Below are 25676 nucleotides of genomic sequence, written 5' to 3' on the forward strand. Positions count from 1 at the left end.
ATCCTCCTCAACCCAGATCCGAACGGTCGGCATGCAGCAGTTTCATCTGCAGCAGCGTCACAAGAATGAGGATGACGAACAGCACCATCGACATCGCCGAGGCATAGCCCATCCGGCTGAACTGGAAGGCATTTTCATAGATGTACCAGAGCACGGCCCGGGTGGAATCGGCCGGCCCGCCGCGCGTCGTCACGGCAATCACGTCAAACACCTGAAACGACCCGACAACACTGGTGACCAGAACGAAGACCATGACCGGGCGCAACAGCGGCAGCGTGATCATGCGGAACATCGCCTGCTCGCTGGCGCCATCGAGACGGGCGGCCTCATAAAGATCGCGGGGAATGGACTGCAGGCCGGCATAAAACAGCAGCGCGGTAAAGCCGACATGCCGCCAGATGGAAATGCCCGCAACCGAGATCAGCGCCTGGTCGGGCGAACTCAGGAAGGGCTGCGGCATGATGCCGATACCGCCGAGAAACGCATTGGTTATGCCGATCAGCGGATCGAGCATCAAGAGCCAGACCAGACCGGCCACCACATTCGAAATCAGATAGGGCGCGATGATGACGGCCCGCAGCATGACCGATTTTGCCAGCCGGTCCGCAAGCACGGCAATCAGAAGGCCAAGCGCGGTCTGAAGGGGAATATTGTAGATGACGTAGAACAGCGTAATCCGCATCGATTCCCAGAATTTTCCGTCCGCCCACAGGCGTGCGTAATTCTCGAAACCGGCCCAGCGCGCCGGACGCATCAGGTTCCAGTGTGTCAGGCTGATCTCGGCCGCGCGCAGGGTCGGCAGCGCAAAAAAGACCAGCAGCCCGATCAGCGCCGGCAGAATGAACAGATAGCCGGTCAATGCCTCTTTGCGTCTGAGCACACTGCCGGGCAACAGTCTTTTGTTTTGATCAGGACCGCCCTGAGCCGCGGTTTGTCCGGGCATGGCACATCCTCCCTTGATTGCTGAACGCCGGTATCCTCAAATCGCGGCGCCTTGACACTAACACGTGTTAGAGTATCCCTTTTCTTCATCTCGTCAACGATAAATACATGACTAACGCGCGTTAGTGTGTTACCCTGCTGATATGAAAGAAAAATCAGTTACCAGTCTCGATGTCGCCAAACTGGCGGGCGTTTCCCGCCCGACGGTCTCTCTCGTGCTGAACGATTCGAAAGCCGTCAGCCTCAGCGAGGAGACCAAGCAGAAAGTGCGCAATGCCGCCCGCGTGCTGGGCTACAAGCCGAATTCGGCGGCGCTGATGCTGCGCAGAGGCGCCACCAACACCGTCGGTCTGGTGATTACCGAAGGCCGGTCGCTGCAGGTGGATGCATTCATCCCCTTGCTGCACTATGCAATCGCCGGCGTGATGCGCGAGGCCGGTTACAGCCTCCTGCTGGAAACCTTTGAACGGAAGGAAAACCAGAATCCCTACGCGGATCTGGTTGTCTCACACCGTATAGACGGACTTCTGGTCCTCAGCCCCAGCACCGATGACGAGGACCTGAAGGCGCTGATCGAACAGGATTATCCGGTTGTCCTCATCGGCTCCACCGGCCACCCCCGGGAGCATTGCGTCTTCACCTCGACCCGGGAAGGCACGGCCGCAGCGGCATCCCATATCATGGATCTCGGGCACCGAAATATCGGCTGTATCCCGTTCTCGCCGCCCGGCTTTGCCGCAACCGACTCGCGTCTTCGTGAACTGCGTGAAGCGCTTTCGGCTGCCGGCATCGCCTTGCAGGACGATGCCGTTTTCCATGGCGATTTCAGTGCAGAAAGCGGTCACGCGGCCACGCTGGCGCTGATGAAGGCAAAGCCCGACACAACAGCAATCTTTGCCGGAAACGATACGATCGCGCTTGGCGTCATCGGCGCACTGACATCCCTGGGGCTTTCCGTGCCCGGCGATGTCTCCGTTGTCGGCTATGATGACCTGCCCTTCTCGGGCTATATTGCGCCACCGCTGACGACAGTGGGTATCGATGCCGACAAACAGGGGCGCATGGCGGCTGAAATGATGGTCCGGCGTCTGCGCGGCGAGGCAATCGAGGAAACTCGCCTGGCCATGCCCTCAAGCTTCATCGCAAGAGGCTCCACCGGTCCGGTTCGCAGATAACCGGATCCCCCGCATCGTGTTTGATCGCGGCCGTGACGCCGTAAGAGCGGGCCTCAGAGAGACAGATACCGTCAACTCGGCATAAATATCTGTTTTATGTGGAAAATTCAAAGATAGTTGGTGCCCCTTGCCGGAATCGAACCAGCACTCCTTTCGGAACCTGATTTTGAGTCAGGCGCGTCTACCAGTTCCGCCAAAGGGGCCTGTCGGCCTTTGCTGGAAGGCCGGACCGCGCGAACTATACGAAGATCGGCCGATGCGTCAACCGGGATTTTGATCCCGATCATGCGAAAAACCGTGCTCACGGTGTAGTGAAGAATGGACAAGCAGCGCAGGATTTACCATCCTCCGGCAATACTCTAAATCCCTCAGGCCAATCATTTCCGGATCATCAGATGCTGCGCCGCCTTTATAACTGGACACTCTCCCTTGCCGCGACGCGCCATGCCGAACGTGCGCTGTTTGCCGTTTCATTTGCAGAGAGTTCGTTCTTTCCGATTCCGCCGGACGTGCTGATGATCCCGATGGTGATCGCCAAACCGCGCAACTGGGTGCGTATCGCCTTCATCTGCACGCTTGCCTCGATCATCGGCGCCATCGGCGGTTACCTGATCGGCCTGTTCCTGTTCGAGACCGTCGGCCAGCCGATCCTCGCCTTTTACGGCAAGGAGCATTCCTTCGAACAGATCGCCGAGTGGTACAATACCTGGGGCGGCTGGGGCGTGCTGTTTGCCGCCATCACGCCGTTTCCCTACAAGGTGCTGACGATCTTTTCCGGCGCGACGGGGCTGAATTTCGGCATCTTCCTGCTGGTCAGCGTCATCGGCCGGTCGTTCCGCTTCTTCCTGATCGCCTTTCTGCTCAACCGCTACGGCGTGCCGATCCGCGATTTCATCGAGAAATATCTCGGTATTCTCTTCACCGTCTTCGTCGTTCTTCTGTTCGGCGGATTCTATCTCGTCAAATATGTCTTCTAGGTGCACATCATGCTCCCCCGTTTCGTCACAGACAACCGCCTCGCCATCAGCCTCGTTCTGGTGACCCTCGGCATGGCCGTCTCGGTGCTTTCGGCCCTCGGCTTCGAACATCTCGGCGGCTACATCCCCTGCCATCTCTGCCTTCTGGAGCGCAAACCCTATTATATTGGCGTGCCCATCGGCATTGTCGGACTGCTCGCCTGGCGCTTCGGGTTCATGCCGCGCGTGATCGGCAAGCTCGCGCTTGTCATCATCGCCGCATTGATGGTCTGGGGCATGGTGATGGGCGTTTATCACTCCGGCATCGAATGGCACTGGTGGGCGGGGCCCACGGATTGCTCCGGCGCGCTTTCCGGCATGACCACGGACGCCAATTCGCTTCTGGCTGATCTCAACCGCGTAACCGGGCCGAAATGCGATGAAGCCGCCCTGCGGGTGCTGGGCCTGTCCTTTGCCGGCTGGAACGTGGTGGTCAGCATCATCATTGCGGCAATCGCGATCTGGGGCCTCGGCAACAACAAGCGTTAAGGCGCTGCGACAAACCGGGCGCATTTTTTGTGCCCGGCCCTCTTGAACCTCATCCCGCTATAGCTTCTACATTCGTGCGCATCTCAAACGTGGAGGCACAAATGTCCGAGCATCATCACGGCCATGGCGGGCACAGTCATCATGGTGGCCATGTCCATGGCGGGCATGGCCATTCTCATGCACCGCAGAATTTCGGCCGTGCTTTTGCAATCGGCATCAGCCTCAACATCATCTATGTGGTGCTGGAGGCCGTTTTCGGCGTTTTTACCGGATCACTGGCGCTTCTGGCCGATGCCGGTCACAATCTCTCCGATGTGCTGGGCCTGGTTCTGGCCTGGGGCGCAATCTGGCTGGCGGCCAAGCCGCCTGGCGGCAGCCGCACCTATGGCTTCAAACGTGCGCCGATCCTCGCCTCGCTTGCCAATGCGATCATTCTGATCGTGGCCGTCGGCGCCATCAGCTGGGAAGCGATCGGCCGATTCTTCGAACCTGAACCGATTGAGACCGGCGTCGTCATCTGGGTGGCGCTTGCCGGCGTTCTGGTCAACGGCTTCACCGCCTGGCTGTTTGCCTCGGGGCGGAAGTCGGACCTCAATATTCGCGGCGCCTACCTCCACATGGCGGCCGATGCCGGCGTCACTGTCGGCGTCATCATCGCGGCCATCGTGATCGGATGGACCGGCTGGACATGGATCGACCCGGCCGTCAGCCTGGTGATCGGTCTGGTCATCCTGATCGGCACATGGGGCCTGTTGCGCGATTCCGTCAGGCTGGCGATGGACACCGTGCCGGCGGGCATCGACATCGACAAGGTGCGCCGCCACATTGAAGGCGCAGAGGGCGTCGAGGAGGTTCATGATCTCCATATCTGGGCCCTGAGCACCACGGAAACAGCGCTCACGGCCCATATCGTCTGCGCGGAAGGCCATGCCAAAAGCCTGCTGGCCACCCTGCCTGACGAGCTTCACGACACGTTCGAAATCGGCCACGCAACCCTGCAGATGGAAACAGCCGATACCGCGGAAAACTGCCGGCTGCGACCATCCGAAATCGTCTAGGCCCCGGAGAGCATCAGCCCTCCGCCTAATCCGGCAGATAGGCAGATGCGCCCTCTTCGATGATCTGTTCTTCGCTCAAGAGCCGGTGCCAGTGCGAATAAAGCACCATCCGGTCCCGCGGCAGGCCGCGTTCATGCCTGAGCAGCCGGTGGATCTTGCGAAAGGCCTTGTGCTCGCAACCGCCCCAGAAAAACGCGGATGAAAGATCGGATGGCCAGGCGACGGCGCGCACGGCCTCTTCCAGCTTTGTTGTCGTTCCCGCCGGCGCGCCGTGGCGAAACAGCCAGTTGAGGCTGATGCCGGGTGGACAGTCGAGTTTCTGCATATCATCGGGACCGTCAACTTCGATGAAAGCATGACCTGTCGCTGACCTGTCGAGCGCCGCCATCATGCGGGCGATCCCGGGAAGCGCCGTTTCATCGCCGGCAAAGACGTAAAACGCCGCCGGTTCGAGGCCGTTGGCGGCGGGGCCGACCATGCCGATGACATCGCCGGGCGCTGCGGCCATGGCCCATCGCGTGGCCGGTCCGGCATGGGCATGAAGCACGAAATCGATGGTGACCTCGCCTTTCGCCGCATCGATGGCGCGGATGGTGTAGACTCGCGTATCCAGTTTCCGACCCTCGGGCCAGACGATATGGCCGTTTGCATCAAGCCCCGGCCATTCGGGAACACGCGTCCCCTTCGGCTGGAAGATCAGCCGACAGTGAAGCTGGTCGATACGGTCGAAACGGCCAAGATCCGCGCCGGAAAACACGATGCGACGCATATGCGGTGTGAGCTGAGCAGTCTCTTTCACCTGCACCACGCGCAAATCGTCAAGCGGCGTCAGCCCGGTATCGTCGCCCGACCAGACGATGACCGGGTTTTCCCGTGCGGCGATGAAGGAAATCGGGCCGTAAAGCGCATATTTCATCCGGTTGAGCGCGGCCCTGTCATCGGTCTCGACCGTCAGCAACAATTGCCCGGGCAGCGCTTCCAGCCGCGCCATGCCGAAGTCCGACACCACCCGACAGCAAGGCCCCTTTCGGATGACCTGCATATCATGGGTGGCGATGGATTCGACGATCGATTCAAAATAGGCGTCGATCTTCGGAAAATCGATCTCCGCCCATGCCCGAAATCGCGCTGCGCCCGAAGCTTCATCTTCCATGCCTCAGCCCTCCAGCCCGACCCAGAGCGGCCCGTCAATGGGCGTGCTCATGAATCGCTTATTGATTTCGGCAAGCGTCTCGCCGGGGTCGATAGCCGCGCAAAGTGCCGGATGCTGCCATTTCGCCGCGCATTCGATGAACAGGATATTGAGCGGCGGAGACGCGATCAGCCCGGTCCAGATGCCGTAGACCCGGTTTTCGCGCACCGCATCCAGCCCGCTGAACCCGGTTCTGCCGATCAGCCGCGTCAGCCCTTCCCGTCCCTCTTGCGCATCGAGGCCGGGGCCGATCGCCGGACGCCCGCCGGCGGCCCAGCCGCCGCCGGAGGCGATGTAGACATCGAACGGCGTCGACAGAAGATGTTCCAGCTGGAGCTTCTGATACCAGGCCTCGGTTACCCCCGGCAGGGTCTCGCCGCCAGCAAGCGCCAGCAGTTCGCCCCAAACCGTGGTGCCCGCCGCCCAGCAGCAATCACTCACCGTCGACTGGATTTCCAGATAGGTCGTCACCGGCGCGGCATCCTTCAAGCAATCGCGCACACGGTTCAGATGACGATGGTAAAACGCCATATAGTCATCGGCGCGGGCGGCGGCATCCAGCACGTCCCCCCACATACGCATCTGCGCTTCGAGCGTTTCCTGCGGGCCCGGCCGTGCCGCATCGCCGGGCGCGGCATTGGTGGCAAGATCGCTGAAGATGACCGGAATGCCGAGGTCCCTCAGGCGCCTGACCAGCAGGTCGTCCTCGCCGAGCGGCGTCATGTAGAAGTTGGAAACGACCAGATCCGGCTCCAGACCGACAATGCCTTCCAGCGAGACCGTATCCGGTCCTTGCTTGCCGACCACCGCGATCTCGTGACCGCCGGTCAGCTCTGCCTGAAGCACGGGGCTGTCGATCCGGTCCACCGCCGCCCAGCCGACCACGCGCCCGGCCGGATCGTCGACGAGCATCGCCATTGTGACGATATCGCGGGCCTCGAGCAGGACAATCCGCTTCGGCGCGGCAGGCAGGTCAACCCGCCGCCCGATCATATCGACCACGGTGTGCGGTCCGTTCGCCCAGCCGGTGCGGCTGGCGGCAACGCCGCCAACAAGCAGGGCACCGCAGAATGTGCGTCTGGTCAGCTTCATGGCCGTCACCACTTGTAATTCAGACCGGCAAGGAACTGGCGACCATCGCCATACTGGCAATAAAACCCGGTGCTGCAGCTTGCATAATAGTCTTCGTCAAACAGGTTGGTGACGTTGAAGGTCGCCTCAAGCCCCTTCAGCTTGTCGTTTCTGGCGCCGAAATCATAGCGCAGGGCCGCGTCCACCAGCGTATAGCCATCGACCTTCACCGTATTGGCATCGTCGGCATAGCTCGAGCCGACAAAGCGCAACCCGCCGCCAAGGGAAAGACCTTCCAGAGCCCCGCCCATGAAGGTGTAATTGGCCCAGACCGAGCCGTAATAATCCGGCACTGCCTGCGGGTGGTTGCCCTCATTGGCCGCAATCGCGGTCTTTTCATATTCGGTGTCGAGCAGCGTCAGCGCCGCGATCAGTTCGAATTCCTCCGTCAGATTGCCGCGCGCCTCGAATTCCAGCCCGCGCGAACGGATTTCACCGGCCTGACGGCTGAAGTTCAGTTCGTCCGGCACCAGCGCATCCTGCTGGGTGATATCGAATGCGGAAACGGTAAACAGCGCATCCCAGCCGGTCGGCTCGTATTTGACGCCAATCTCGTACTGTTCGGCTTCGCTGGGCACAAACGGCTGGCCCGCCGCATCGACACCGATAACCGGCTCGAAAGATGTCGAATAGCTGACATAGGGCGAGATACCGTTATCGAAGGCGTAGAGAAGGCCGGCCCTGTAGGTGGTGGCGTCATCCGACTGGCTGGATGTGGTGCCCGCCAGATGATTGTCGGATTTCTGCTCGGTCCAGTCGTGGCGGATGCCGAGGGCTGCATGAAGACCGCCAAGGCTCATCTGATCCTGCAGGTAGATACCCGTCTGCTCAAGCTTCTGCGTGCTGTCGATGATCGTCATCAGCGGCGCAATCGGTTCCCCGTAAACCGGATCGACAACGTTCAGCGAAGGTGCAGCGCCATAGCGATACTGCCAGTCACTGCTGGAATGCTGATAGTCGAAACCGGCCAGCATGGTGTGCTCGACGGCACCGGTATCGAATTCGAATGTCAGCCGGTTATCCGTCGAGAGGCCGCCGACCTGCTCGATGGATTGCAGCGCATGCCGGGGGATATTCCCGTTCGCATCCAGCGGCGCCGACATCTGCAACGAGCGGAAGTCGATATCGACATCCGAATAACGCAGCGCGGATTCAAACTTCACGCTTTCGGTAAAATAATGTTCGAAATCGTAGCCGATGCCGTATTGTTCGCGATGAAAATGGTCGTAATTCGGATCGCCGATATTCATGTCCCGGTCGAGATAGGAGCGGTATTCCTCGGGCGCCAGAAAGGTCGGATAGGTGGAGTTGAAATAGCCGCCTTCCGGTGTCTTCTGGTAATAGCCGGAGATCGTCAGCGACGTGTCCAGATCGGGCTGCCAGGTCAGGGACGGGGCAAAACCGTAGACCTCTTCATCGACATCGTCATAACGGGTGCCGGAAGAACGGCCGATACCGGTGAAGCTGTAAAGCAGGCTGTCATCTTCGGTCAGCGAACCGCGCGAGGTGATGCCGCCCTGGACCCGGCCGAACGATCCGCCCTGCAGGAAGACCTCGTTATAGGGCTCGGCCGCCGGAACCCGACTGACCTGATCGACAAGCCCGCCGGGGTTCATCTGGCCGTAGAGCACGCCGGAGGGGCCTTTGAGCACGTCGATGCGGTCAAGCAGGTAGGGATCTATGGCCACCTGGGCGAAGGCCTGGCCGCGCGGCAGCTTCAGCCCGTCCATGTAGCTCACGTAATTTGTCGCGGTCCCGAACGCGCCGAACCCGCGCATGAAGATCGAACTGTAGCGGGTATTGGCGTCGCGGTCGGAGAGCACACCGGCGGTATAGCGCAGCGCCTGGCTGACAGTCTGCGGGCTCTGCTCGTCCATCTGCCTGCGCGTCACCGTGGTTACCGATTGCGGCGTCTCGATCACCGGCGTTTCGGTTTTCATCGCCGCAGATGTGTCCCGGACGAAAACGGAAGCGCCCGACTCCGCCTGTAGGTCGGCCTGGGTCTCGACGGACACGGGCGCCAGAAGCGTCGTGTCGTCCTCCGCCAAAACCGGACTTGTTAGAGCAAGCAGACTTGTTGTGGCTGAAAGCAGGGCAAGCCGGGATGGCATTCTCATCGGGTAACCTCTCTATCCGAAAATTCCTTCGTGACATCCGCCTAACAAAACGGGACGTTACCGTCCAGTTATAATTATGACTTTTTTACTCATATTATTTGCCGTTGCAAGACAGCAACAGAACGGTTGCGTTTGGTTTATGGCAGCGGATAGAATCCACGCCGGATGACGCAGTCGGTTTCGGATGACAAAAGCGATGAACACCAAGGAACACAAAGGCCGCAACGGCAAGGACACAGAAGGGCAGCCGGCACCGGCGTCACGCCCCCGCGGCGGTCGCCCTTCGAAGGAGGCCACCGCCCGGCTTGAGCGCCAGATTCTGGAGACGGCCTCCGACCTGTTCGCCACACAGGGCTTTGCCGCCACCTCGATGGAGCAGGTCGCCAGCCGCTGCAACGCAGGCAAGGATACGATCTACCGGCGCTATCCGTCCAAGGCGGCCCTGTTCAACACCCTGGTGACAGGGCTTCAGGCGGAGGTTCTGGCCGATCTCGATGCCGCCTTGGGACAGGACGGCACCGCACTTGACCGGCTGCGGCAATATGCACGCGCCATGCTCGCCGCCAATATGCGGCCGCAGCTGGTCGCGCTTAACCGCGTGGTCCTCAGCGAACCGGCCGCCTTGGGGGAACGCAAACCGGAAACTGGCGATCCGATTATGCAGCGCCTGACCGGACTTGTGGAAGAGGCCCAGAACCAGAGCGCGCTCGGCCCCGGCGATGCCGAATTTCTCGCAAACCAGCTTCTTTATGCCACATCGATAAGGCCGCTGATGGCAAAGCTTCTAGGTGAGTCGGATTTCGATGGAACGGCCACACAGGATGATTATTTCCGCCGCGCCTGGGATCTGTTCCTCAAGGGCGCTGCCGCGCGATGTCGTGACGCGACATAGGACATTTCTGCGCGCTCGGGCGCCGGACCGGCACCCCGGAAGCAACAATCAGCGCGGCTCGCCACACCGGCGAAACAGGTCGATGTCTGTCTGGCCATGCTGGAAGACAACAGCAAGAAATGCCCGGCAGGATATGCTGCCGGACATCGGCTTTGATAAAAACATTTTGGACATCCGACTTCGGTACATGCCGGCGGCATCAGGCCTCGGCTTCCCTATGCTTGCGATGCGCATCAGACGGCGTTTTCTGTCCGTCCGACAGTTTTCGACAGGTCGCGTTCAGGCCGCCTTGCTGGTTACCGGTGCATGAAAATGGCCGCACCAGTCTTCGGCAGCGACAACAGGCCACAGCCCGCGTGAATTGCTTTCAGGCTGGGAAACCGGCGGATTGAAACGACAGAGACCGGCATTCTGCGTAACCGAGCCGTCATTGGCGACGTGATCTTCGTAGAATGCGCACTCACGGCAGACGTTTTTGTCACTCATGGCTTTCGTCCTCTTCTTCTTCGGACACACGGGAATGTGCCCGCCACAGATTCTGTCTAACACGTATTCCGAAATAAATACTTGACCTTAATCACCGTAAATACTTGTCTATTTTTCTCAAATTTCCAATAAAAATCCAAAATGTGCTTCCCATTCGAATGTGACAAACGTCAATATAGATCATCGCCGGTTTTTATTCTCCATTGACCCAGGTCAAAGCATCAACCGGCCTGCGGGCGCGTATTGCGGACATGAAAGTTGATTACTTCCGTCACGTTTTATTGCGATAGCCGCCATGTCCGATATCACCCTTGGTTTTGCATCACGCAGCGAATGCAGGCTTCAAACCCGCTTCAAGCAACCGGCCGCCGGCGACGGCCCGGCCCGCCAGTCCGAGGCGCGGCCCTTTCCCCTCGCCGCTGCCGATGAAGGCGTCTGGCTCAGTGTCGTCGCGCTGAAACCGGGAGACCGTTTCCACAAACGCCTTGGCGAACTCGGCATCCAGCCCGGCACGCGTCTCAGGATCATCTGCCGGTCCGAGGGCGGGCCGCTGGTGGTCGCCCTTGGCGGTTTCGGCGAAACCCGCATCGCATTGGGCGCGGGCATGGCCGCCAAGATCAGCGTCGCGCCGTCAGGCGATTTTTGCGAATAGGGAGATCCAGACAATGACATCCGAAGACCTGCAAGTCGGCGCAACAATCCGGGTGACCGGGTACCACCGCGGCAACCGGCAGGACCGTCAGCGCCTGCTCGCCATGGGCATCATACCGGGCACCGATTTTGTCGTGACCCGGATTGCGCCGCTCGGCGACCCTGTCGAAATCCGCATCCGCGATTTTGCCCTGTCGCTACGCCGCAACGAACTGTCGGCATTTCAGGGCGAAAGGGTGCCGTCATGACGACCATCACCATCGCAACGGCCGGCAATCCGAACTGCGGCAAGACCACACTCTTCAACGCCCTGACCGGTTCGCGCCAGCGGGTGGGCAACTGGCCGGGCGTCACCGTCGACCGCAAGGAAGGCCGCTTCGTCCATGACGGCGCCACCGTGAATGTCGTTGACCTGCCCGGCACCTATTCTCTCGGCGACGGCAGCGAGGCCGGCCTCGATGAAACGATTGCCCGCGACTACATCCTCTCCGGCGAGGCGGATCTTGTTCTCAATATCGTCGACGCCTCCAATCTGGAGCGCAATCTGTATCTGACCGCCCAGCTGCTCGAAATGCAGGTACCGGTCGTGATCGCGCTCAACATGATGGACATGGCCAGCGAAAACGGTCTCAGGATTGATTGCGAGAGGCTGTCCGGCATGCTCGGCTGCCCGGTGGTGCCGATCATCGCCAAGCGCGGCAAGGGGATCGTCGCACTGAAAGACGCCGTCATCGCCGTCGCCAACGCCGCCAGCCTGCCGACGGCGCACCTGACCTATCAGCCGGAAGTGGAAGCAGCCATCGCGGCGCTTTCACAAGACCTTTCCGCCCTGACCCAGCACGGCACGATCAATGCCCGCTGGCTCGCCGCCAGACTGCTTGAGGGCGACAGCGCGCTGGAGAGCAAGGCAGGCGAAGCACTCACCCGTCAGGCGGCGGTCCTGCGCGAAGGCGTCGAGGATGCGCTTGACGAGGACATCGACATTCTGTTTGCCGATATCCGCTACGGCTTTGCCAACGGTCTTGCGCGCGCTGCGGTCAAACGCACGCACCGGATTTCGCGCACCCTGTCGGACCGGATCGATGCTGTGGTTTTGAACCGGGTACTCGGCATTCCGATCTTCCTGGCGGTCATGTATGTGATGTTCCTGTTCGCCATCAATTTCGCCAGCGCCTTCATCGATTTCTTCGACATTCTGACCGGAACGCTGCTGGTCGACTGGCCCAGCGAGGCGATGGCCGCTGTCGGCGCGCCCGGCTGGCTGATCACCATCCTGCCGCAAGGCGTCGGCGCCGGCATCCAGACCGTCTCGACCTTCATTCCGGTGATCGGTTTTCTGTTCCTGTTCCTGACGCTTCTGGAAGACTCCGGCTATATGGCGCGCGCTGCCTTTGTCATGGACCGGTCGATGCGCGCCATCGGCCTGCCCGGCAAATCCTTCATTCCGATGGTGCTCGGCTTCGGCTGCTCCGTGCCGGCCGTGATGGCGACACGCACGCTCGACAATCGCCGCGACCGGATCATGACGGTGATGATGGCGCCGTTCATGTCCTGCGGCGCACGGCTCCCGGTCTATGCGCTGTTTGCCGCCGCGTTCTTTCCCGTCGGCGGGCAGAATGTCGTCTTCGCGCTTTATCTGATCGGCATTCTGGCAGCCGTTGCCACCGGGCTGCTTTTGAAGAACACGCTGCTGCGCGGTCCGGTTTCACCCTTCATCATGGAGCTGCCGCCCTATCACATCCCGACATTCAAAAGCCTTGTCAGAACGACATGGGACCGGCTGAAAGCCTTCATGTTCAAGGCCGGCAAGGTCATCATCGCCGTTGTCGTGGTGCTGGGTTTCCTGAACTCGCTGGGCACCGACGGCTCCTTCGGCAATGACGATACGGATGCCTCGGTGCTTTCGGCGATCGGCCGCAGCATTACGCCCGTTGTCGAGCCGATGGGCATTCACGAAGACAACTGGCCGGCAACCGTGGGCCTGTTCACCGGCATCTTTGCCAAGGAAGCGGTGGTCGGCACGCTGAACGCGCTTTACGGCCAGATCGCCGCAGACGAGGCTGTCGGTGGCGAAGCGGAAGAACCGTTCAGCGTCACCGCCGGCATCAGCGAAGCGTTCGCCACCATTCCGGCCAATCTGGTTGATGCGGCGGCCAGCCTCGCCGATCCCCTCGGCATCGGCGTTGGCGACATCGCCGATCAGTCGGTCGCAGCAGAAGAACAGGGCGTTTCGACCGGTATCTTCGGCGCCATGGCAGCGCGCTTCGATGGCCGGATCGGGGCATTTGCCTATCTTCTGGCAATCCTGCTCTACATGCCTTGCGTGGCCGCAACGGCCGCCATCTGGCGCGAAACCGGCACCGCATGGACGTTGTTCGCTTCCACCTGGACCACCGGCCTTGCCTACGGAACCGCCGTACTGGTCTATCAGCTGGGCACATTTGCCGCCCACCCCGCTGCGTCCGTCGCATGGACCGCCGTTATCCTTGGCCTTTTCGCCATCGTGATCGCGGCAATGCGGCTCCTGTCCGGCACGAAAACAACCGTTGCGGGCAATTCACACAGCGCAGCAGCATAGGAACAAGGAGCGCAGATATGCTTCTCTCGGATATTCGTCATCACCTGACTGAAAACCGGATCGCATCCGTTCAGGAGCTTTCCAATCGCTTCGATACCGACATTGAAGCGGTGGAGGACATCATGGCCGTTCTTGAACGCAAGGGCTCCGTCCGGTTGTTGTCGGACGCGCCTCCGGCCTGCGCGAGCGATGGCTGCAGTTGCGGCTGCGGCTGTTCGTCATCGGCGCAGAAAAGCGCCGAAATCTATGAATGGATCGGCAGGTCGAAACGGGACCGGCAGACCGGTTGAAGGCTCCCGGCGGCAACCACACGACAAGGCTTTGAAGATGGCCGGCCGGGCGCATACCCGGCCACTTCCTTATCCACCGATGTGACAACACCATCCTGAGCCCGGGTCCCTCCCCGCCCTGCGGGCGGAAAGGGGGTCCCGGCAGACCTGTCGCCGGTTTTATTCGGCAGCAGGTTCGAGCGGACGGAACTCGTCCTTGGTCGGCGTTGCCAGGCTCACTGCCCAGATGGCGATGAAAGCGATGATGAAGCCCGGAATGATCTCGTAGACGCCGGGACCGCCGAGGAAACTCTGGTTCCAGCCAAGCGCAATCCAGACGATCACCGTCACCGCGCCGGCAATGAGGCCAGCAACGGCACCGGCGCCGGACATGCCCCGCCAGGTGAGCGACAGGATGATGAGCGGGCCGAAGGCTGCGCCGAAACCGGCCCAGGCATTGGAAACGAGGCCAAGCACCTTGGAATCCGGGTTCCAGCCGATGATGCCGGCAACGATGGCAACCACCAGAACGAACAAACGGCCGATATTGACCATTTCCCGCTCGCTGGCATGGCGGCGCAGGAACAGGCGATAGAAATCCTCCGTCAGCGAGGACGAGGCGACCAGAAGCTGGCTCGAAATCGTGCTCATGATCGCCGCCAGCAGGGCCGCCAGCAGAAAACCGGTGACCAGTGGAATGAACAACTGGTTGGCGAGAATGATGAAGATGGTTTCCGGGTCGGCAATGTCGATATTGTTGCCGACCACATAGGAGCGGCCGAAAATGCCGAGCCCGACAGCACCGGCAAGCGAAATGATCATCCAGGCCATGCCGATATTGCGCGCCTTCGGCACATCCGCCACCGAGCGCACCGCCATGAAACGGACGATGATGTGCGGCTGGCCGAAATAGCCAAGCCCCCAGGCGACCGCCGAGAGGAAGCCGATCACGGTCAATCCGTGGAACATCGACAGGAAGTTCGGGTCGACGCTCATCATCCTGGCTTCCGACACGCCGAGGCCGCCGGCCTTGTAGACGACGACGAGCGGCATGATCACCAGCGCCAGCATCATGATGCAGCCCTGGACGAAATCGGTGAGGCTGACGGCGAGAAAGCCGCCGATCAGCGTATAGACCAGCACGATACCCATCGTCAGGACGATACCGGTCTGGTAGGCGGAAAGGTTGCCGATGTGGATGAGGTCGGGAAAGGCGGTGTCGAACAGCTTGCCGCCGGCCACAAGGCCCGAACCGGTGTAGACGGCGAAGAAGACAACGATCACAATCGCGGAGACGCTTCTGAGCGCCATCGCCTTGCTCGGAAAGCGTTTCGACAGGAACTCCGGAATGGTCAGGCTGTTGTCATAGCGCTCGGTCTGTTCGCGCAGCCGCGGGGCGACGATGATCCAGTTGAGAAAGGCGCCGACGACGAGGCCGATGCCGATCCAGCTTTGCGTCAGGCCGGAGACGAACAGCGCGCCGGGCAGCCCCATCAGCAGCCAGCCGCTCATGTCGGACGCGCCGGCCGAAAGGGCGGCAACGGCCGGCGAAAGCTGACGCCCGCCGAGCATATATTCTTCCGAATTGGACGTGGATTTGCGCCAGGCATAAATGCCGATGGCAATCATCAGGACAAAATAAAGTGTCAGACTGACAGTGACGCCGAAGCTCATGACAGATCCCTCCGTTTGCGACCTTGTTCCTCAGGGAGGAAATCGCGAGAGCTTCTGCCATCGCGCCTTCCGTTTTCCGGGGAGTTGCCGTTTCCGGAAGGCCCTTCACGGCCGATACGACCGTGACGGAACAACAACCCGGCTAAACAGGCACGTCGAACAACTCCGCGTGAACGGATCGCAGCTTTTGCGCGAGTCAGTTTCGCCGCCCACACCTTGAGTGTAACACTTTGATGAAAGTGGCGGCAAGTCGGCTGAAAAATGTCAAAATTGTGGCAATCGGGACCGGGCGGAAACCGCCGCGGTGAGCGGTCGGCCTGTACGGGATAACCGGCGCGGGGCAGCAGTTGCCCTCAGGGCGTATCCGGCTTCTTGACGTAATATTCCCCGGTCGCCGGATCCTTGACCAGCGTACCGGAGGCACCGTTCTTCTGCTCGGCGCGCTTCTGTTCGCCGCGCGCCGTCACGGCTTCCGCGTCGTTGATGAACTTGCGGTAGAGCATGTAGCCGCCGCCTGCGATGGCGGCGAGAACCATAAACCGTCCCATGCCGGCCTCCTCACAATCCGTAACGCGCCCATAATGCGCGCTCTTCTGCCGTTTCGGCAAGCCCGGCGGCAAAACCGGATGCCATTTCCGGCCCTGAGAAACCGGAGGCGGCGACACCGGGCTTGGCCCGGCCGAGCAAACCGGTCGGCGCGGAAACGAGCTTCAGCTCCACCTTGTCGCCATAGCGGCTCTTCAGCGTCGAACGGATTTCGCCGATACCGTCGACAAGGCCGAGTTCGACACCGGAAACCCCGCTCCAGAACAGGCCGGAGAACAGGTCCGGGTTATCCGCCAGCTTGGCGCCGCGCCGTTCCTTCACCATCTGGATGAAGACCTGGTGAATTTCGCCCTGCAGGTCTTTCAGGAAGGCGATGTCCCTTTCCTTTTCGGGCTGGAACGGATCGAGCATCACCTTGTTTTCGCCGGCGGTATAGACGCGCCGCTCGACACCGAGCTTTTCGATCAGCCCGGTAAAGCCGAAACCGCCGGAGACAACGCCGATGGAGCCGACAATCGAGGTCGGATCGACGAAAATCTCGTCACCGGCAAGTGCAATCATGTAGCCGCCGGAGGCTGCAACATCCTCGACAAAGATCAGCACCGGCTTGTTCTTCTCTTCCGCAAGCGCGCGGATGCGCTGGAAGATCATCCGTGACTGGACCGGAGAGCCGCCCGGCGAATTGAGCGAGAGCGCCACACACGGGCTTGCCTTCATCGAAAACGCCTTGTCGAGCGCGGCGGAAACGGAGGCGAGGTTGAGGCTGCGCCGCCCCGGCGAACCGCCGGCCATGATCGCCCCGGAAAGCTTCACGACCGGAATGATCGTCCTGTCCTTGCGGAACTTCTTCGGGATCAGCCCGGCGACCAGCTTTTTCATCCTGTCCTCACCTCAATCAAGCGTTTCTGAGCATGTATGCGCAGCCTCGCCAAAGACAAGGGCGAGACCTAAAGATTTGCCGGCCGTGCCGCGGCGCTGCGCGGATAGGATGCACGGCCATTGTTCAGATCGTCGACACGCGGCAGAAAGGCATGACCATCCGGCCCGTGCATGACCAACGGCGCCCGCAGCGCAAGCCGCGCGCGCGAGCCCTTGACCGCACTCGCCAGTATCCGGAAGGCATCCTCGCCCTCGCGGGCATGAACCGGCGTGATCTCGAGGCCGCCGAATCGGTTGCCGCAGGCTGCGATAATGGCGCCGATCGATTCCGGCCGGGCAATCAGCGACATCTGCCCCCCGGGCTTCAGGATGGCCCCGGCCGTGCGGATCCAGTTTTCAAAAAGCCCTTCCGCCATCGCGTGAGCCACACCTTTCAGCGCATCGGGTGTGCGGCGGTCAGCGGCCGCGTTGAACGGCGGGTTCATGATCACGTGATCGAAGGTGTCGTCGGTCAACCCCGCGGCATTGCGGTGAGCCCCCTTCAGTGTCACATCGGCCTCGTAAACGCAGGCCCGTGCGGCAAGTCCCGCATTTTCGGCAAGCGCCAGCGTCTGGCGCGCATAATCCGCCATTTCCGGTGAAATCTCGAACAGGCTCACCGTGACATCGGCCAGCCGTGCGGCAACGGCCAGCCCTGCAGCGCCCGCCCCCGCGCCAAGGTCGGCAACCTTCAAGGGTCCGGTTCCGTCCACCATCGAGGCCAGCAGCATCGCATCCATGCCAGCCCGGTGGCCGCGCCCCCTGGGTTGCACAAGGTGGAAGCGGCCACGATGGAAAGCATCAACGGTTTTCAGCGGCGGTGCGTTCATTCCGGCTCAAGCTCCTTGCCAAGCCCCGCCTCGCTCAGGATCACGCGGGCGTCGGCCTCACGGTCCGCGTCCACCATCAGCCGGCGCGGCAGCAGCCCGAGCGAGCCTTCCATAACGCTCATCGACCGGTCGGCCACGAAAAAGTGAATACCGGCGTCTTTCAGAAGGCTCTCGGCGAGGCCCAGAACCACGGCGTCATTGGTCCGCATCAGATTGGTAAGGGCCATGTGAAACTCCCGATTTTCATTGAAAAGGAACAATTTGCCCCTTGTCGCTCCTGCCGCCGCTCCCTATTGTCGGCAAACAGGTTTCAACAGGAGCGAGCTGCTTTGAGCGCCGTTACATCGCTAGCACAAGAGAACAAACCATCCGGCTCGGTCAAGCCCATCGTGGACCTGACCGCGGCAGACATGGAGCGCGTCAACAAGCTTATCCTGTCAAAGGCCGGCTCCGATGTCGAGATGATACCGGAAGTTGCCAACCATCTGATTTCCTCGGGCGGAAAACGCCTTCGCCCGATGCTGACGCTGGCAGCGGCCGGCATGTTCGGCTATCGCGGCGAATATCACGTCTATCTCGCCACCAGCGTCGAATTCATGCACACCGCCACCCTGCTGCATGACGATGTCGTTGATGAAAGCGACATGCGGCGCGGCAAGTCGAGCGCACGGATGATCTGGGGCAACCAGGCCAGTGTGCTGGTCGGGGATTTCCTGCTGGGTCAGGCTTTCCGGATGATGGTGGAAACCGGCTCCATGGAAGCGCTGAAGGTGCTTTCCAACGCCGCCGCCGTGATCGCCGAAGGCGAAGTGCTGCAGCTTTCCGTCGCAAAGAAGATGGAAACCACGGAGGCCGATTACATCGCCGTCATTCGCGGCAAGACGGCCGAACTTTTTGCCGCTGCCGCCGAAGTCGGCCCGATCATCGCCGGCGCATCCGAGGCCGAGCGCACGGCGCTGCGCGACTACGGCATGGCGCTTGGCCTTGCCTTCCAGCTTGTCGACGATGTGCTCGACTATGGCGGCTCCAGTGCCGATCTCGGCAAGAATGTCGGCGACGATTTCCGCGAAGGCAAGATCACCATGCCGGTGATCCTCGCCTATCAGCGCGGCAACGACATCGAAAAGGCGTTCTGGCGCAAGGCGATGGAAGACGGCGTCAATGACGATGCCGCGCTCGAAAAGGCGCGCACGCTGATCACCCGGCACGACGCGCTTGCCGATTCCATTGCCCGGGCCCTTGCCTATGGCGAGGCCGCACGCGCGGCCCTCGCGCCGCTGCCCATGTCGGCCGGCAGGCACGCCCTTGAAGAAGTGATCGATTACTGCATCGCCCGCATCAGTTGACGGCAGTGGCGGATCCACCCGTCCGGGAAACCGATCCGCCGATGAAAGGTTCTGGATGACAAACACGCTCCCGATGACACGGTTTCTGAGGAATGCGGCACTGGCAGCAACGCTGATGCTGCCCCTTCCGGCTTTGGCCCAGACCGATGACGGCAATGACGCGGCCATGGAAGCGGTGACGGCGGAAAGCTTCCCCGGCGCTCTTCTGGCGGGCCAGTCTGCCGCCTTCGACAACGATCTCGACCGCGCGATCGCCTATTTCCGCAGGGCCCTGCAATACCGCCCGAATGATACGGGAACCAACAACCAGCTATTCATCGCCCTGATCTTCAACGGCGATCTCGAAAGCGCTGCGACCCAGGCCGAAAACACCACGGATGAGCCGCAGCTTGTTCCGTTGCGCGATCTGTCGCTGGCGCTGACGGCCATGTCCCGCGAGGATTATGACGACGCCCTTGCCCGGCTCGACGCGTTCGGCGGCTCTGCGCTGGACGAACTGGTTGCCGAGCTGCTCAAGGCCTGGGCGCTGACCGGCAAGGACGAACCGGACGCGGCGCTGGCCGATATCGACGCGCTCGAGGGTCCGCCGTGGTTCAACCTCTTCAAGAATTACAACGCCGGCGCGATTGCAGCCCTTTCCGGCGACACGGCCAGGGCCCGCACCTATTTCAACGCCGCGCTCGCTGATCGCGAAGGCGGCATGACCGCGCCCGACACCATGCTGAAAACGGTGATCGGCCTTGCCGCAATCGAACAGCAGGCCGGCAATACCCGCAAGGCGCTGGACACCGTATCGGTTGCCGAGACCTACGGCCTCAACAGCGCCGTGCTCGACCCGATCCGTGAGCGGATCGAGGCCGGAGCGCCGGTCGAGGGGTTGCCGCAGTCGACGTCTGCCGGTGCTGCCGGAGTGCTGTTCCAAGTCGCCGCCGCCCTTAATCAGGGCACCTCCGACGATATCGTTTCGCTTTACCTCGCCCTTTCCGACGCCCTTTCGCCCGAAGAGCCGGACGTGCTTTACCTGCGCGGCGTGGTGGCAGCGGCCAATAACAAACCGGAACGGGCGCTGGCCTATTTCTCCCGCATTCCCGAAGACGCGATCCAGTACCGGCTGGCCGAGCTGCAGCAGGGCCTTGCCCTTGCCGAGCTTGAACGGACCGATGAAGCGATCGACATGTTTTACGCGCTGATCGAAGACGCGCCCGATGACCGGCGCGGCTATCTGGCGCTTTCCAGCGTTCTGTCCGCCGAGAAGCGGTTTGCGGAAATGGCCGATGTGCTCGACCGCGCGGCAGACCGGATCGGCGCGGTGGCAGCCCCTGAGGACTGGAGCGTTTTCTACCGGCGCGGCATTGCCTATGAACGGCTGAAGGAATGGGACAAGGCCGAGCCGAATTTCCTGCGCGCGCTTGAGCTTTATCCCAACCAGCCACAGGTTCTGAACTATCTCGGCTATTCCTGGATCGATCAGGGCATGAACCTCGAAAAGGGCCTGGACCTGATCAATCAGGCCGTCGATCAGCGCCCCGATGATGGCTATATCGTCGATTCGCTCGGCTGGGCCTATTACAGGCTCGGTCGCTACGAAGACGCCATGCGCGAGCTGGAGCGGGCCGTGTCGCTGGATACCGGCGACCCCACGATCAACGACCATCTGGGCGATGCCTACTGGCAGATGGGCCGCAAGCTCGAAGCGATCTATCAGTGGAACAAGGCGCTTGCGAGTGAACCGGAAGAGGATATGGTTCCCGCAATCAGGGAAAAGATCGCCCACGGCCTTGTCGCCAACGATGAAAACGCCGCCAATCCGCTGGCCAAGTCGCCCGAGGGAGACGGCGATACCGTCAAGACACCGTGACCACAGCGCCTGCCGGCGATGCGGTCGCGGAATTCGCGGCGGCGAAGATCAATCTTGCGCTTCACGTGACCGGGCAACGCGGCGACGGTTATCACCTGCTTGATTCGCTGGTGACCTTTGCCGATATCGGCGACCGGCTGACCTTCACGCCAAGCGACCGCGACACGTTCACGCTCTCGGGGCGTTTTGCCGACGATCTGCCGTATCATGACGATCCGGAAACCGGCAATCTGGTGCTGAAAGCGCGCAACCGGCTGCGCGCGGCGGCGGCTCAAACGGGCAGCCCCTGCGCGCCGGTTCATATCCATCTTGAGAAAAACCTGCCGGCCGCCTCCGGCATCGGCGGCGGTTCGGCCGATGCCGCTGCGGCGCTCCGCGGGCTTGTCCGCCTCTGGCAGCCCGGCCTTGATGAGAAAAGCATTCACGCGATCGCTCTCTCACTGGGGGCCGATGTGCCGATGTGCCTTGCCTCGCACCCGTTGATTGCCCGGGGCATCGGCGACACCATCCAGCCGGCGACGGGTTTCCCCCGCCTTGATCTCGTACTTGCAAATCCGCTTCAGCCGATTGCAACCCCGGCAGTTTTCAGGGCGCTCGAAAACCGCCACAACCCGCCAATGGCGCTTGGCGATCAGCCCGAAGACCAGCAACGAGACTGGATCGCCCTCGTACGGCAAAGCCGCAACGACCTGCAGCGGCCCGCAAACCGGATTGCGCCGGTCATTGATGCCGTGCTGGACGCATTGTCGTCGTCAGGGGCTTCCCTCTCGCGCATGTCGGGTTCGGGTGCGACATGTTTCGGACTGTTTAGCGACCGTGAAAGCGCGCATGCTGCGGCAGACCGGCTTTCCCATGCCCGGCCCGACTGGTTCGTGACCGCAACCGCCACCGTTGCCGCAGGAGAAGAACACCATGGCTGAACGCCCCTTCATTCCCGTCCGCTTTGCCGTGCTGACCGTTTCCGACAGTCGCACGCTTGCCGATGACCGTTCCGGCGACACGCTTGTGCAACGCATCGAGACCGCCGGCCACGCATGCGCGGACCGCCGGATCGTCGGTGACGACCGCGCCGAAATCGAAAGCGTCGTGCGAGGCTGGTGCCTTGATCCGGCCGTCGATGTGGTGCTGACCACCGGCGGCACGGGCTTTACCGGACGCGATGTCACGCCGGAAGCCATCGAACCGCTGTTCGAAAAGCGCATGGACGGGTTTTCCGCCATCTTCCACCGCATTTCATTCGAAAAGATCGGCACATCAACGGTGCAGTCACGGGCAACTGCGGGGCTCAGCAACCAGACCTTCGTCTTCGTGCTGCCCGGTTCGCCGGGCGCCTGCCGCGATGCATGGGACGGTATTCTGGAAAAACAGTTCGACTACCGCCAGCAACCCTGCAACTTCGTGGAAATCATGCCGCGGCTCGACGAGCACCTCAAACGCGGCTGACGCCGACGGACCGTTTCAGACCCTGACCGAAGCCCAGGCCGGAATGATCTCGCAGGACAGTTTGCGCGTCATCTGCCTGCGGGCAAGCGCCAGAGGGGACTTGCCGCATGCCTGAGCCTTTTCGACGGCCAGCTGGCGCGGCATGAGAACGCCCACTTCAAGCGGGCAGCGACGCTGAAAAAGAACCTGGCGGAGCGGCCGGCGATGCCGGCGCGAGCGCGAAAACCGCGCCGGCCGCGTTTCCAGCGCCATATGTTCGAAGATCGCCTCGACCCAGCCCGAAAGCGGCCGTGCGCCGGGCTCCAGCACGAGGATCCAGTCACCGCGGGCCTGACGCATCACCTCGGCAAGATCCCATGAGCGCAGATAGTGGCATCCGGCGGCATCCGCCACCCGCTCCGTGCCGTCGTCGGAGCCGTGGTCGAGCACAATGACATCGCTGACAAGCCCCTCGACCGCGCCGACAACCAGCGTCGACAGCGTATGGGCGAGTTCCGCCTCGTGATTTGTAGTTTCGATAACGACGCTGAGCATGACCTCCTTATGGCAAAGGAACGGGCCTGTTGCAAAGGAGAACATAAATGTTCTTGCTTTGTTCTAGTTTGTGCGATAAATTCATGATGAAGTGTTGCCGTTGGACCCCGCATTTCGGGGCCGGACACCGCAATGAGCCGATGAGGTCTGATCATGGATGATGCCTTCATTACCGATTTTGCCAGCGCGCCGCCGCCCGAACGCCACTTCGAGCCGGTGGTGCGTGACCGGCGGCGCGGCCGGGCTGCAACCGCCAATCCCGATGGCCGTTTCGAACCGGTCACGCGCGAGCATTTCGATGACGGCTGGGATATCGATGATGAACTGCCGACGCTTGCCACCGAAGTCCAGGTGGAAAAGGTCAAGACCATCATCACCCGCAATACCTCGCCCGACGTGCCGTTCGAGCGTTCGATCAACCCCTATCGCGGCTGCGAACACGGCTGCATCTATTGTTTTGCCCGCCCGACTCACGGTTTCATGGGGCTTTCTGCCGGGCTCGATTTCGAGACGAAGCTGTTTGCCAAGCCGGATGCGCCGCGCCAGCTTGCCCGTGAACTGGCAAAGCCCGGATACAAGGCCAGGACAATCGCCATCGGCACCAATACCGATCCATATCAGCCGGTCGAAAAGACCTGGCGGATCATGCGGCAGACGCTGGAAGTGCTGGCCGAAGCCAATCATCCGGTTTCGATCACCACGAAGTCCGCACTCGTGCTGCGCGACCTCGATATCCTGTCGGCAATGGCAGAGAAACATCTCGTCAAGGTGATGGTTTCCGTGACCACGCTCGACCGCAAGCTTGCGCGCGCAATGGAACCGCGCGCCGCCACGCCGCCGCGCCGGCTTGAAACCATCCGTACACTGAGCGAACACGGCATTCCCGTCGGCATCTCCGTCGCGCCCGTGGTGCCGGCGCTGACCGATCACGAGATCGAACGCATCCTCGACAGCGGCAAGGCCGCCGGCGCGCGCGAAGCAAGCTATATTCTGCTGCGCCTGCCGCTGGAAGTGGCGCCGCTGTTCAAGGACTGGCTTCTGGAACACCACCCCGAACGCTACCGCCATGTGATGAGCCTCATCCGCTCGATGCGCGGCGGCAAGGATTACGACGCCGAGTTCGGCAAGCGCATGAAAGGCAGCGGCCCCTATGCCTGGCAGATCGCGCGGCGTTTCGAGCTTGCCGTCAAGCGGCTCGGCCTTGCACGGCGGGGCGGCGCACTGCGCGAGGATCTGTTCGTGCCGCCGGATGGCGCGGGCACCCAGCTCAACCTGTTCTGATGCGCTCGAACGGCCCTGCCTGCGACCTTCGGCGGGGTGCAGTGCTGTTGTGTTTCCGGCCGGCCGTTCCCTGGGCCGGGGCCGAAGAAGTCTCCTTTGCCGCCGCACCCGGTCGCCCTTCGGGGTCAGACCGGAAGGAGACTTGCGGGAGATCGGCGGGTGGTGTCAAATGACGTCATGTCATTGAACACACCTGCCGATTCTCCTGCCCTTTTCAATCTGCTGCCGGATGGTCCCGATTTTTCGATGGAACAGACCGCCAGGCGGAAAGCCCTCTGGCCGGTTGCCGGTTGCGACGAGGCCGGGCGCGGTCCGCTGGCCGGCCCCGTGGTCGCCGCTGCGGTGATCCTCGACCCCAATCGCATTCCCGAAGGCCTCAATGATTCCAAGAAGCTTTCCGCCAGAAAGCGCGAGAAACTGTTCGAGCTGATCATGGCGGATGCCATCGTCTCTGTCGCCTCCAGCGGCCCGGCGCTGATCGACCGGATCAACATTCTCGCCGCCAGCCTCGACGCCATGCGCCGTGCGGTCTGCAGCCTGCCCGTTGCACCGGCCCTGGTTCTGACGGATGGCCGTGATCGCCCGCCGGGCATCGCCTGCAAGGCCGACCCGGTGATCAAGGGCGACGGCCGGTCGCTGTCCATCGCCGCCGCTTCGATCGTGGCCAAGGTGACGCGAGACCGGATGATGACGCTTGCCGCGACATTCTATCCCGCCTACGGCTTCGATGCCCATGCCGGATATGGAACCGCCCGCCACCTTCGCGCGCTCAGCGAAGCCGGCCCCTGCCCGCTGCATCGCAGGAGCTTCCGGCCGATCAGGGAACTGCAATACGGCGAAGATGACAGCAAACGCGCGACGACCGGGCCGTAAAGGTCTTCGCCAAACGCAAACCGGAGAAAAGGGAAAATATCGGGAAAAATGATGGTCGGAGTGGCAAGATTCGAACTTGCGACCCCCTCGTCCCGAACGAGGTGCGCTACCAGGCTGCGCTACACTCCGTGACCAGCGGCTGCTCTATAAAACAGCATGCGGTATTCGGCAAGCGTCCTGTGAAACTTTTTTGATGGTTTTGTCACGTGGCTGCGTTACCCTCTCCTGGGGTTGTTCGCGCCATGACGTTTTCATCAGCGCAGCAAAAGCAGGATCGGGCTGTTAAAGCTGGTATTGCTTGTCTAGAATATGAACGGAACCACAGGATGCGTAGTGCGTTGGTCATATGGCCTAGTATTTTACGGCTCATGATTGAC

General features: G+C 61.6%; 26 protein-coding genes and 2 tRNA genes. 15 read left to right on the forward strand and 13 right to left on the reverse strand.

The annotated features are described in order from the left end of the window. Window positions 1-7: 7 nt before the first annotated feature. On the reverse strand, window positions 8-943 hold the full coding sequence (locus ACHZCU_RS05245) for a carbohydrate ABC transporter permease (RefSeq protein WP_394706023.1): 936 nt from the start codon (window positions 941-943) through the stop codon (window positions 8-10). A 142-nt stretch (window positions 944-1085) separates the two neighbouring features. Between ACHZCU_RS05245 and ACHZCU_RS05250 the strand changes: the two genes are divergently transcribed. Then, a complete protein-coding gene (locus ACHZCU_RS05250; RefSeq protein WP_319517940.1) occupies window positions 1086-2117 on the forward strand; it encodes a LacI family DNA-binding transcriptional regulator in 1032 nt (343 codons plus the stop codon). Window positions 2118-2235: 118 nt separating this feature from the next. Here ACHZCU_RS05250 and ACHZCU_RS05255 read toward each other — a convergent pair. Next, window positions 2236-2320: transfer RNA gene (locus ACHZCU_RS05255), tRNA-Leu, on the reverse strand. Between the two features lie 192 nt (window positions 2321-2512). On the opposite strand from ACHZCU_RS05255, the gene ACHZCU_RS05260 reads away from it, so the two are divergent. The 3 genes from ACHZCU_RS05260 (at window position 2513) to ACHZCU_RS05270 (ending at window position 4680) form a co-directional block, all read left to right on the forward strand. After that, window positions 2513-3094 (forward strand): YqaA family protein, encoded by a 582-nt coding sequence (locus tag ACHZCU_RS05260; protein ID WP_319517941.1) that lies wholly within the window; start codon window positions 2513-2515, stop codon window positions 3092-3094. 9 nt (window positions 3095-3103) lie between these two features. Next, on the forward strand, window positions 3104-3622 hold the full coding sequence (locus ACHZCU_RS05265; protein WP_319517942.1) for a disulfide bond formation protein B: 519 nt from the start codon (window positions 3104-3106) through the stop codon (window positions 3620-3622). Window positions 3623-3723: 101 nt separating this feature from the next. Continuing rightward, window positions 3724-4680 carry a cation diffusion facilitator family transporter gene (locus ACHZCU_RS05270; protein ID WP_319517943.1) on the forward strand — a complete coding sequence of 319 codons (957 nt, stop codon included), beginning with the start codon at window positions 3724-3726 and terminating at the stop codon, window positions 4678-4680. 25 nt (window positions 4681-4705) lie between these two features. Here ACHZCU_RS05270 and ACHZCU_RS05275 read toward each other — a convergent pair whose 3' ends face one another. The 3 genes from ACHZCU_RS05275 to ACHZCU_RS05285 are packed head-to-tail and all read right to left on the reverse strand — an operon-like array spanning window position 4706 to window position 9051. After that, window positions 4706-5833: a siderophore-interacting protein gene (locus tag ACHZCU_RS05275; protein ID WP_319517944.1), complete on the reverse strand. Its 1128-nt coding sequence runs from the start codon at window positions 5831-5833 to the stop codon at window positions 4706-4708. 3 nt (window positions 5834-5836) lie between these two features. Further along, the gene (locus ACHZCU_RS05280) at window positions 5837-6964 is read right to left on the reverse strand and encodes an ABC transporter substrate-binding protein (RefSeq protein ID WP_319517945.1); all 1128 of its coding nucleotides are present in this window, start codon (window positions 6962-6964) and stop codon (window positions 5837-5839) included. A 5-nt stretch (window positions 6965-6969) separates the two neighbouring features. Continuing rightward, window positions 6970-9051, reverse strand: coding sequence for a TonB-dependent siderophore receptor (locus ACHZCU_RS05285; RefSeq protein ID WP_319517946.1), 2082 nt, complete (start codon window positions 9049-9051; stop codon window positions 6970-6972). Window positions 9052-9316: 265 nt separating this feature from the next. Here ACHZCU_RS05285 and ACHZCU_RS05290 point away from each other — a divergent pair, with 265 nt between their 5' ends. Next, window positions 9317-10012, forward strand: coding sequence for a TetR/AcrR family transcriptional regulator (locus ACHZCU_RS05290; protein WP_319517947.1), 696 nt, complete (start codon window positions 9317-9319; stop codon window positions 10010-10012). A gap of 279 nt (window positions 10013-10291) precedes the next feature. Here the strand turns inward: ACHZCU_RS05290 and ACHZCU_RS05295 are convergent, their stop codons facing one another. After that, a complete protein-coding gene (locus ACHZCU_RS05295; protein WP_319517948.1) occupies window positions 10292-10498 on the reverse strand; it encodes a hypothetical protein in 207 nt (68 codons plus the stop codon). A 295-nt stretch (window positions 10499-10793) separates the two neighbouring features. Here ACHZCU_RS05295 and ACHZCU_RS05300 point away from each other — a divergent pair, with 295 nt between their 5' ends. From ACHZCU_RS05300 to ACHZCU_RS05315, 4 genes are read left to right on the forward strand one after another with little or no spacing between them, the layout of a single operon-like run. Beyond that, complete coding sequence (locus tag ACHZCU_RS05300) at window positions 10794-11150, forward strand: FeoA family protein (RefSeq protein WP_319517949.1); 357 nt, start codon at window positions 10794-10796, stop codon at window positions 11148-11150. Window positions 11151-11163: 13 nt separating this feature from the next. After that, on the forward strand, window positions 11164-11397 hold the full coding sequence (locus ACHZCU_RS05305) for a ferrous iron transport protein A (RefSeq protein ID WP_106308397.1): 234 nt from the start codon (window positions 11164-11166) through the stop codon (window positions 11395-11397). Then, entirely contained in the window at window positions 11394-13727 is a 2334-nt protein-coding gene (gene feoB, locus ACHZCU_RS05310; RefSeq protein ID WP_319517950.1) for a Fe(2+) transporter permease subunit FeoB, read from the forward strand. The genes ACHZCU_RS05305 and feoB overlap by 4 nt, the downstream gene beginning before the upstream one ends. Window positions 13728-13744: 17 nt before the next feature. Further along, window positions 13745-14017, forward strand: coding sequence for a FeoC-like transcriptional regulator (locus tag ACHZCU_RS05315; protein ID WP_319517951.1), 273 nt, complete (start codon window positions 13745-13747; stop codon window positions 14015-14017). 159 nt (window positions 14018-14176) lie between these two features. Here the strand turns inward: ACHZCU_RS05315 and putP are convergent, their stop codons facing one another. From putP to ACHZCU_RS05340, 5 genes are all read right to left on the reverse strand, one after another. Then, window positions 14177-15670, reverse strand: a complete 1494-nt coding sequence (gene putP / locus ACHZCU_RS05320) for a sodium/proline symporter PutP (RefSeq protein WP_319517952.1) — start codon at window positions 15668-15670, stop codon at window positions 14177-14179. A gap of 353 nt (window positions 15671-16023) precedes the next feature. Next, window positions 16024-16218, reverse strand: coding sequence for a hypothetical protein (locus tag ACHZCU_RS05325; RefSeq protein ID WP_106308409.1), 195 nt, complete (start codon window positions 16216-16218; stop codon window positions 16024-16026). Window positions 16219-16228: 10 nt separating this feature from the next. Beyond that, window positions 16229-17095: a S49 family peptidase gene (locus tag ACHZCU_RS05330; protein WP_319517953.1), complete on the reverse strand. Its 867-nt coding sequence runs from the start codon at window positions 17093-17095 to the stop codon at window positions 16229-16231. A gap of 68 nt (window positions 17096-17163) precedes the next feature. Beyond that, the gene (locus ACHZCU_RS05335) at window positions 17164-17964 is read right to left on the reverse strand and encodes a methyltransferase (RefSeq protein WP_319517954.1); all 801 of its coding nucleotides are present in this window, start codon (window positions 17962-17964) and stop codon (window positions 17164-17166) included. Continuing rightward, the gene (locus ACHZCU_RS05340) at window positions 17961-18191 is read right to left on the reverse strand and encodes a DUF2007 domain-containing protein (protein ID WP_319517955.1); all 231 of its coding nucleotides are present in this window, start codon (window positions 18189-18191) and stop codon (window positions 17961-17963) included. The genes ACHZCU_RS05335 and ACHZCU_RS05340 overlap by 4 nt, the downstream gene beginning before the upstream one ends. A 102-nt stretch (window positions 18192-18293) precedes the next feature. On the opposite strand from ACHZCU_RS05340, the gene ACHZCU_RS05345 reads away from it, so the two are divergent. Genes ACHZCU_RS05345 through moaB form a run of 4 tightly spaced genes read left to right on the forward strand, consistent with a single transcriptional unit; the run spans window position 18294 to window position 22611 of the window. Then, window positions 18294-19310, forward strand: coding sequence for a polyprenyl synthetase family protein (locus tag ACHZCU_RS05345; RefSeq protein WP_227023703.1), 1017 nt, complete (start codon window positions 18294-18296; stop codon window positions 19308-19310). 55 nt (window positions 19311-19365) lie between these two features. Next, window positions 19366-21168, forward strand: a complete 1803-nt coding sequence (locus tag ACHZCU_RS05350) for a tetratricopeptide repeat protein (protein ID WP_319517956.1) — start codon at window positions 19366-19368, stop codon at window positions 21166-21168. Then, window positions 21165-22088 (forward strand): 4-(cytidine 5'-diphospho)-2-C-methyl-D-erythritol kinase, encoded by a 924-nt coding sequence (locus ACHZCU_RS05355; protein WP_319517957.1) that lies wholly within the window; start codon window positions 21165-21167, stop codon window positions 22086-22088. The genes ACHZCU_RS05350 and ACHZCU_RS05355 overlap by 4 nt, the downstream gene beginning before the upstream one ends. Then, the gene (moaB, locus tag ACHZCU_RS05360; RefSeq protein WP_106308427.1) at window positions 22081-22611 is read left to right on the forward strand and encodes a molybdenum cofactor biosynthesis protein B; all 531 of its coding nucleotides are present in this window, start codon (window positions 22081-22083) and stop codon (window positions 22609-22611) included. The genes ACHZCU_RS05355 and moaB overlap by 8 nt, the downstream gene beginning before the upstream one ends. A 15-nt stretch (window positions 22612-22626) precedes the next feature. On the opposite strand, the gene ACHZCU_RS05365 is transcribed toward moaB, so the two are convergent. Continuing rightward, window positions 22627-23145: a glycosyltransferase gene (locus tag ACHZCU_RS05365; RefSeq protein WP_106308592.1), complete on the reverse strand. Its 519-nt coding sequence runs from the start codon at window positions 23143-23145 to the stop codon at window positions 22627-22629. A gap of 147 nt (window positions 23146-23292) precedes the next feature. Here ACHZCU_RS05365 and ACHZCU_RS05370 point away from each other — a divergent pair, with 147 nt between their 5' ends. Together ACHZCU_RS05370 and ACHZCU_RS05375 are read left to right on the forward strand one after the other, a co-directional pair. Beyond that, on the forward strand, window positions 23293-24426 hold the full coding sequence (locus ACHZCU_RS05370) for a PA0069 family radical SAM protein (protein ID WP_319519746.1): 1134 nt from the start codon (window positions 23293-23295) through the stop codon (window positions 24424-24426). Window positions 24427-24603: 177 nt separating this feature from the next. Beyond that, window positions 24604-25299, forward strand: coding sequence for a ribonuclease HII (locus ACHZCU_RS05375; protein ID WP_319517958.1), 696 nt, complete (start codon window positions 24604-24606; stop codon window positions 25297-25299). 52 nt (window positions 25300-25351) lie between these two features. Here ACHZCU_RS05375 and ACHZCU_RS05380 read toward each other — a convergent pair. Next, window positions 25352-25428 (reverse strand) — tRNA-Pro (locus ACHZCU_RS05380). Window positions 25429-25676 lie beyond the last annotated feature (248 nt).

It is taken from the genome of uncultured Martelella sp. (genome assembly GCF_963677965.2).
Classification (GTDB): domain Bacteria; phylum Pseudomonadota; class Alphaproteobacteria; order Rhizobiales; family Rhizobiaceae; genus Martelella; species Martelella mangrovi.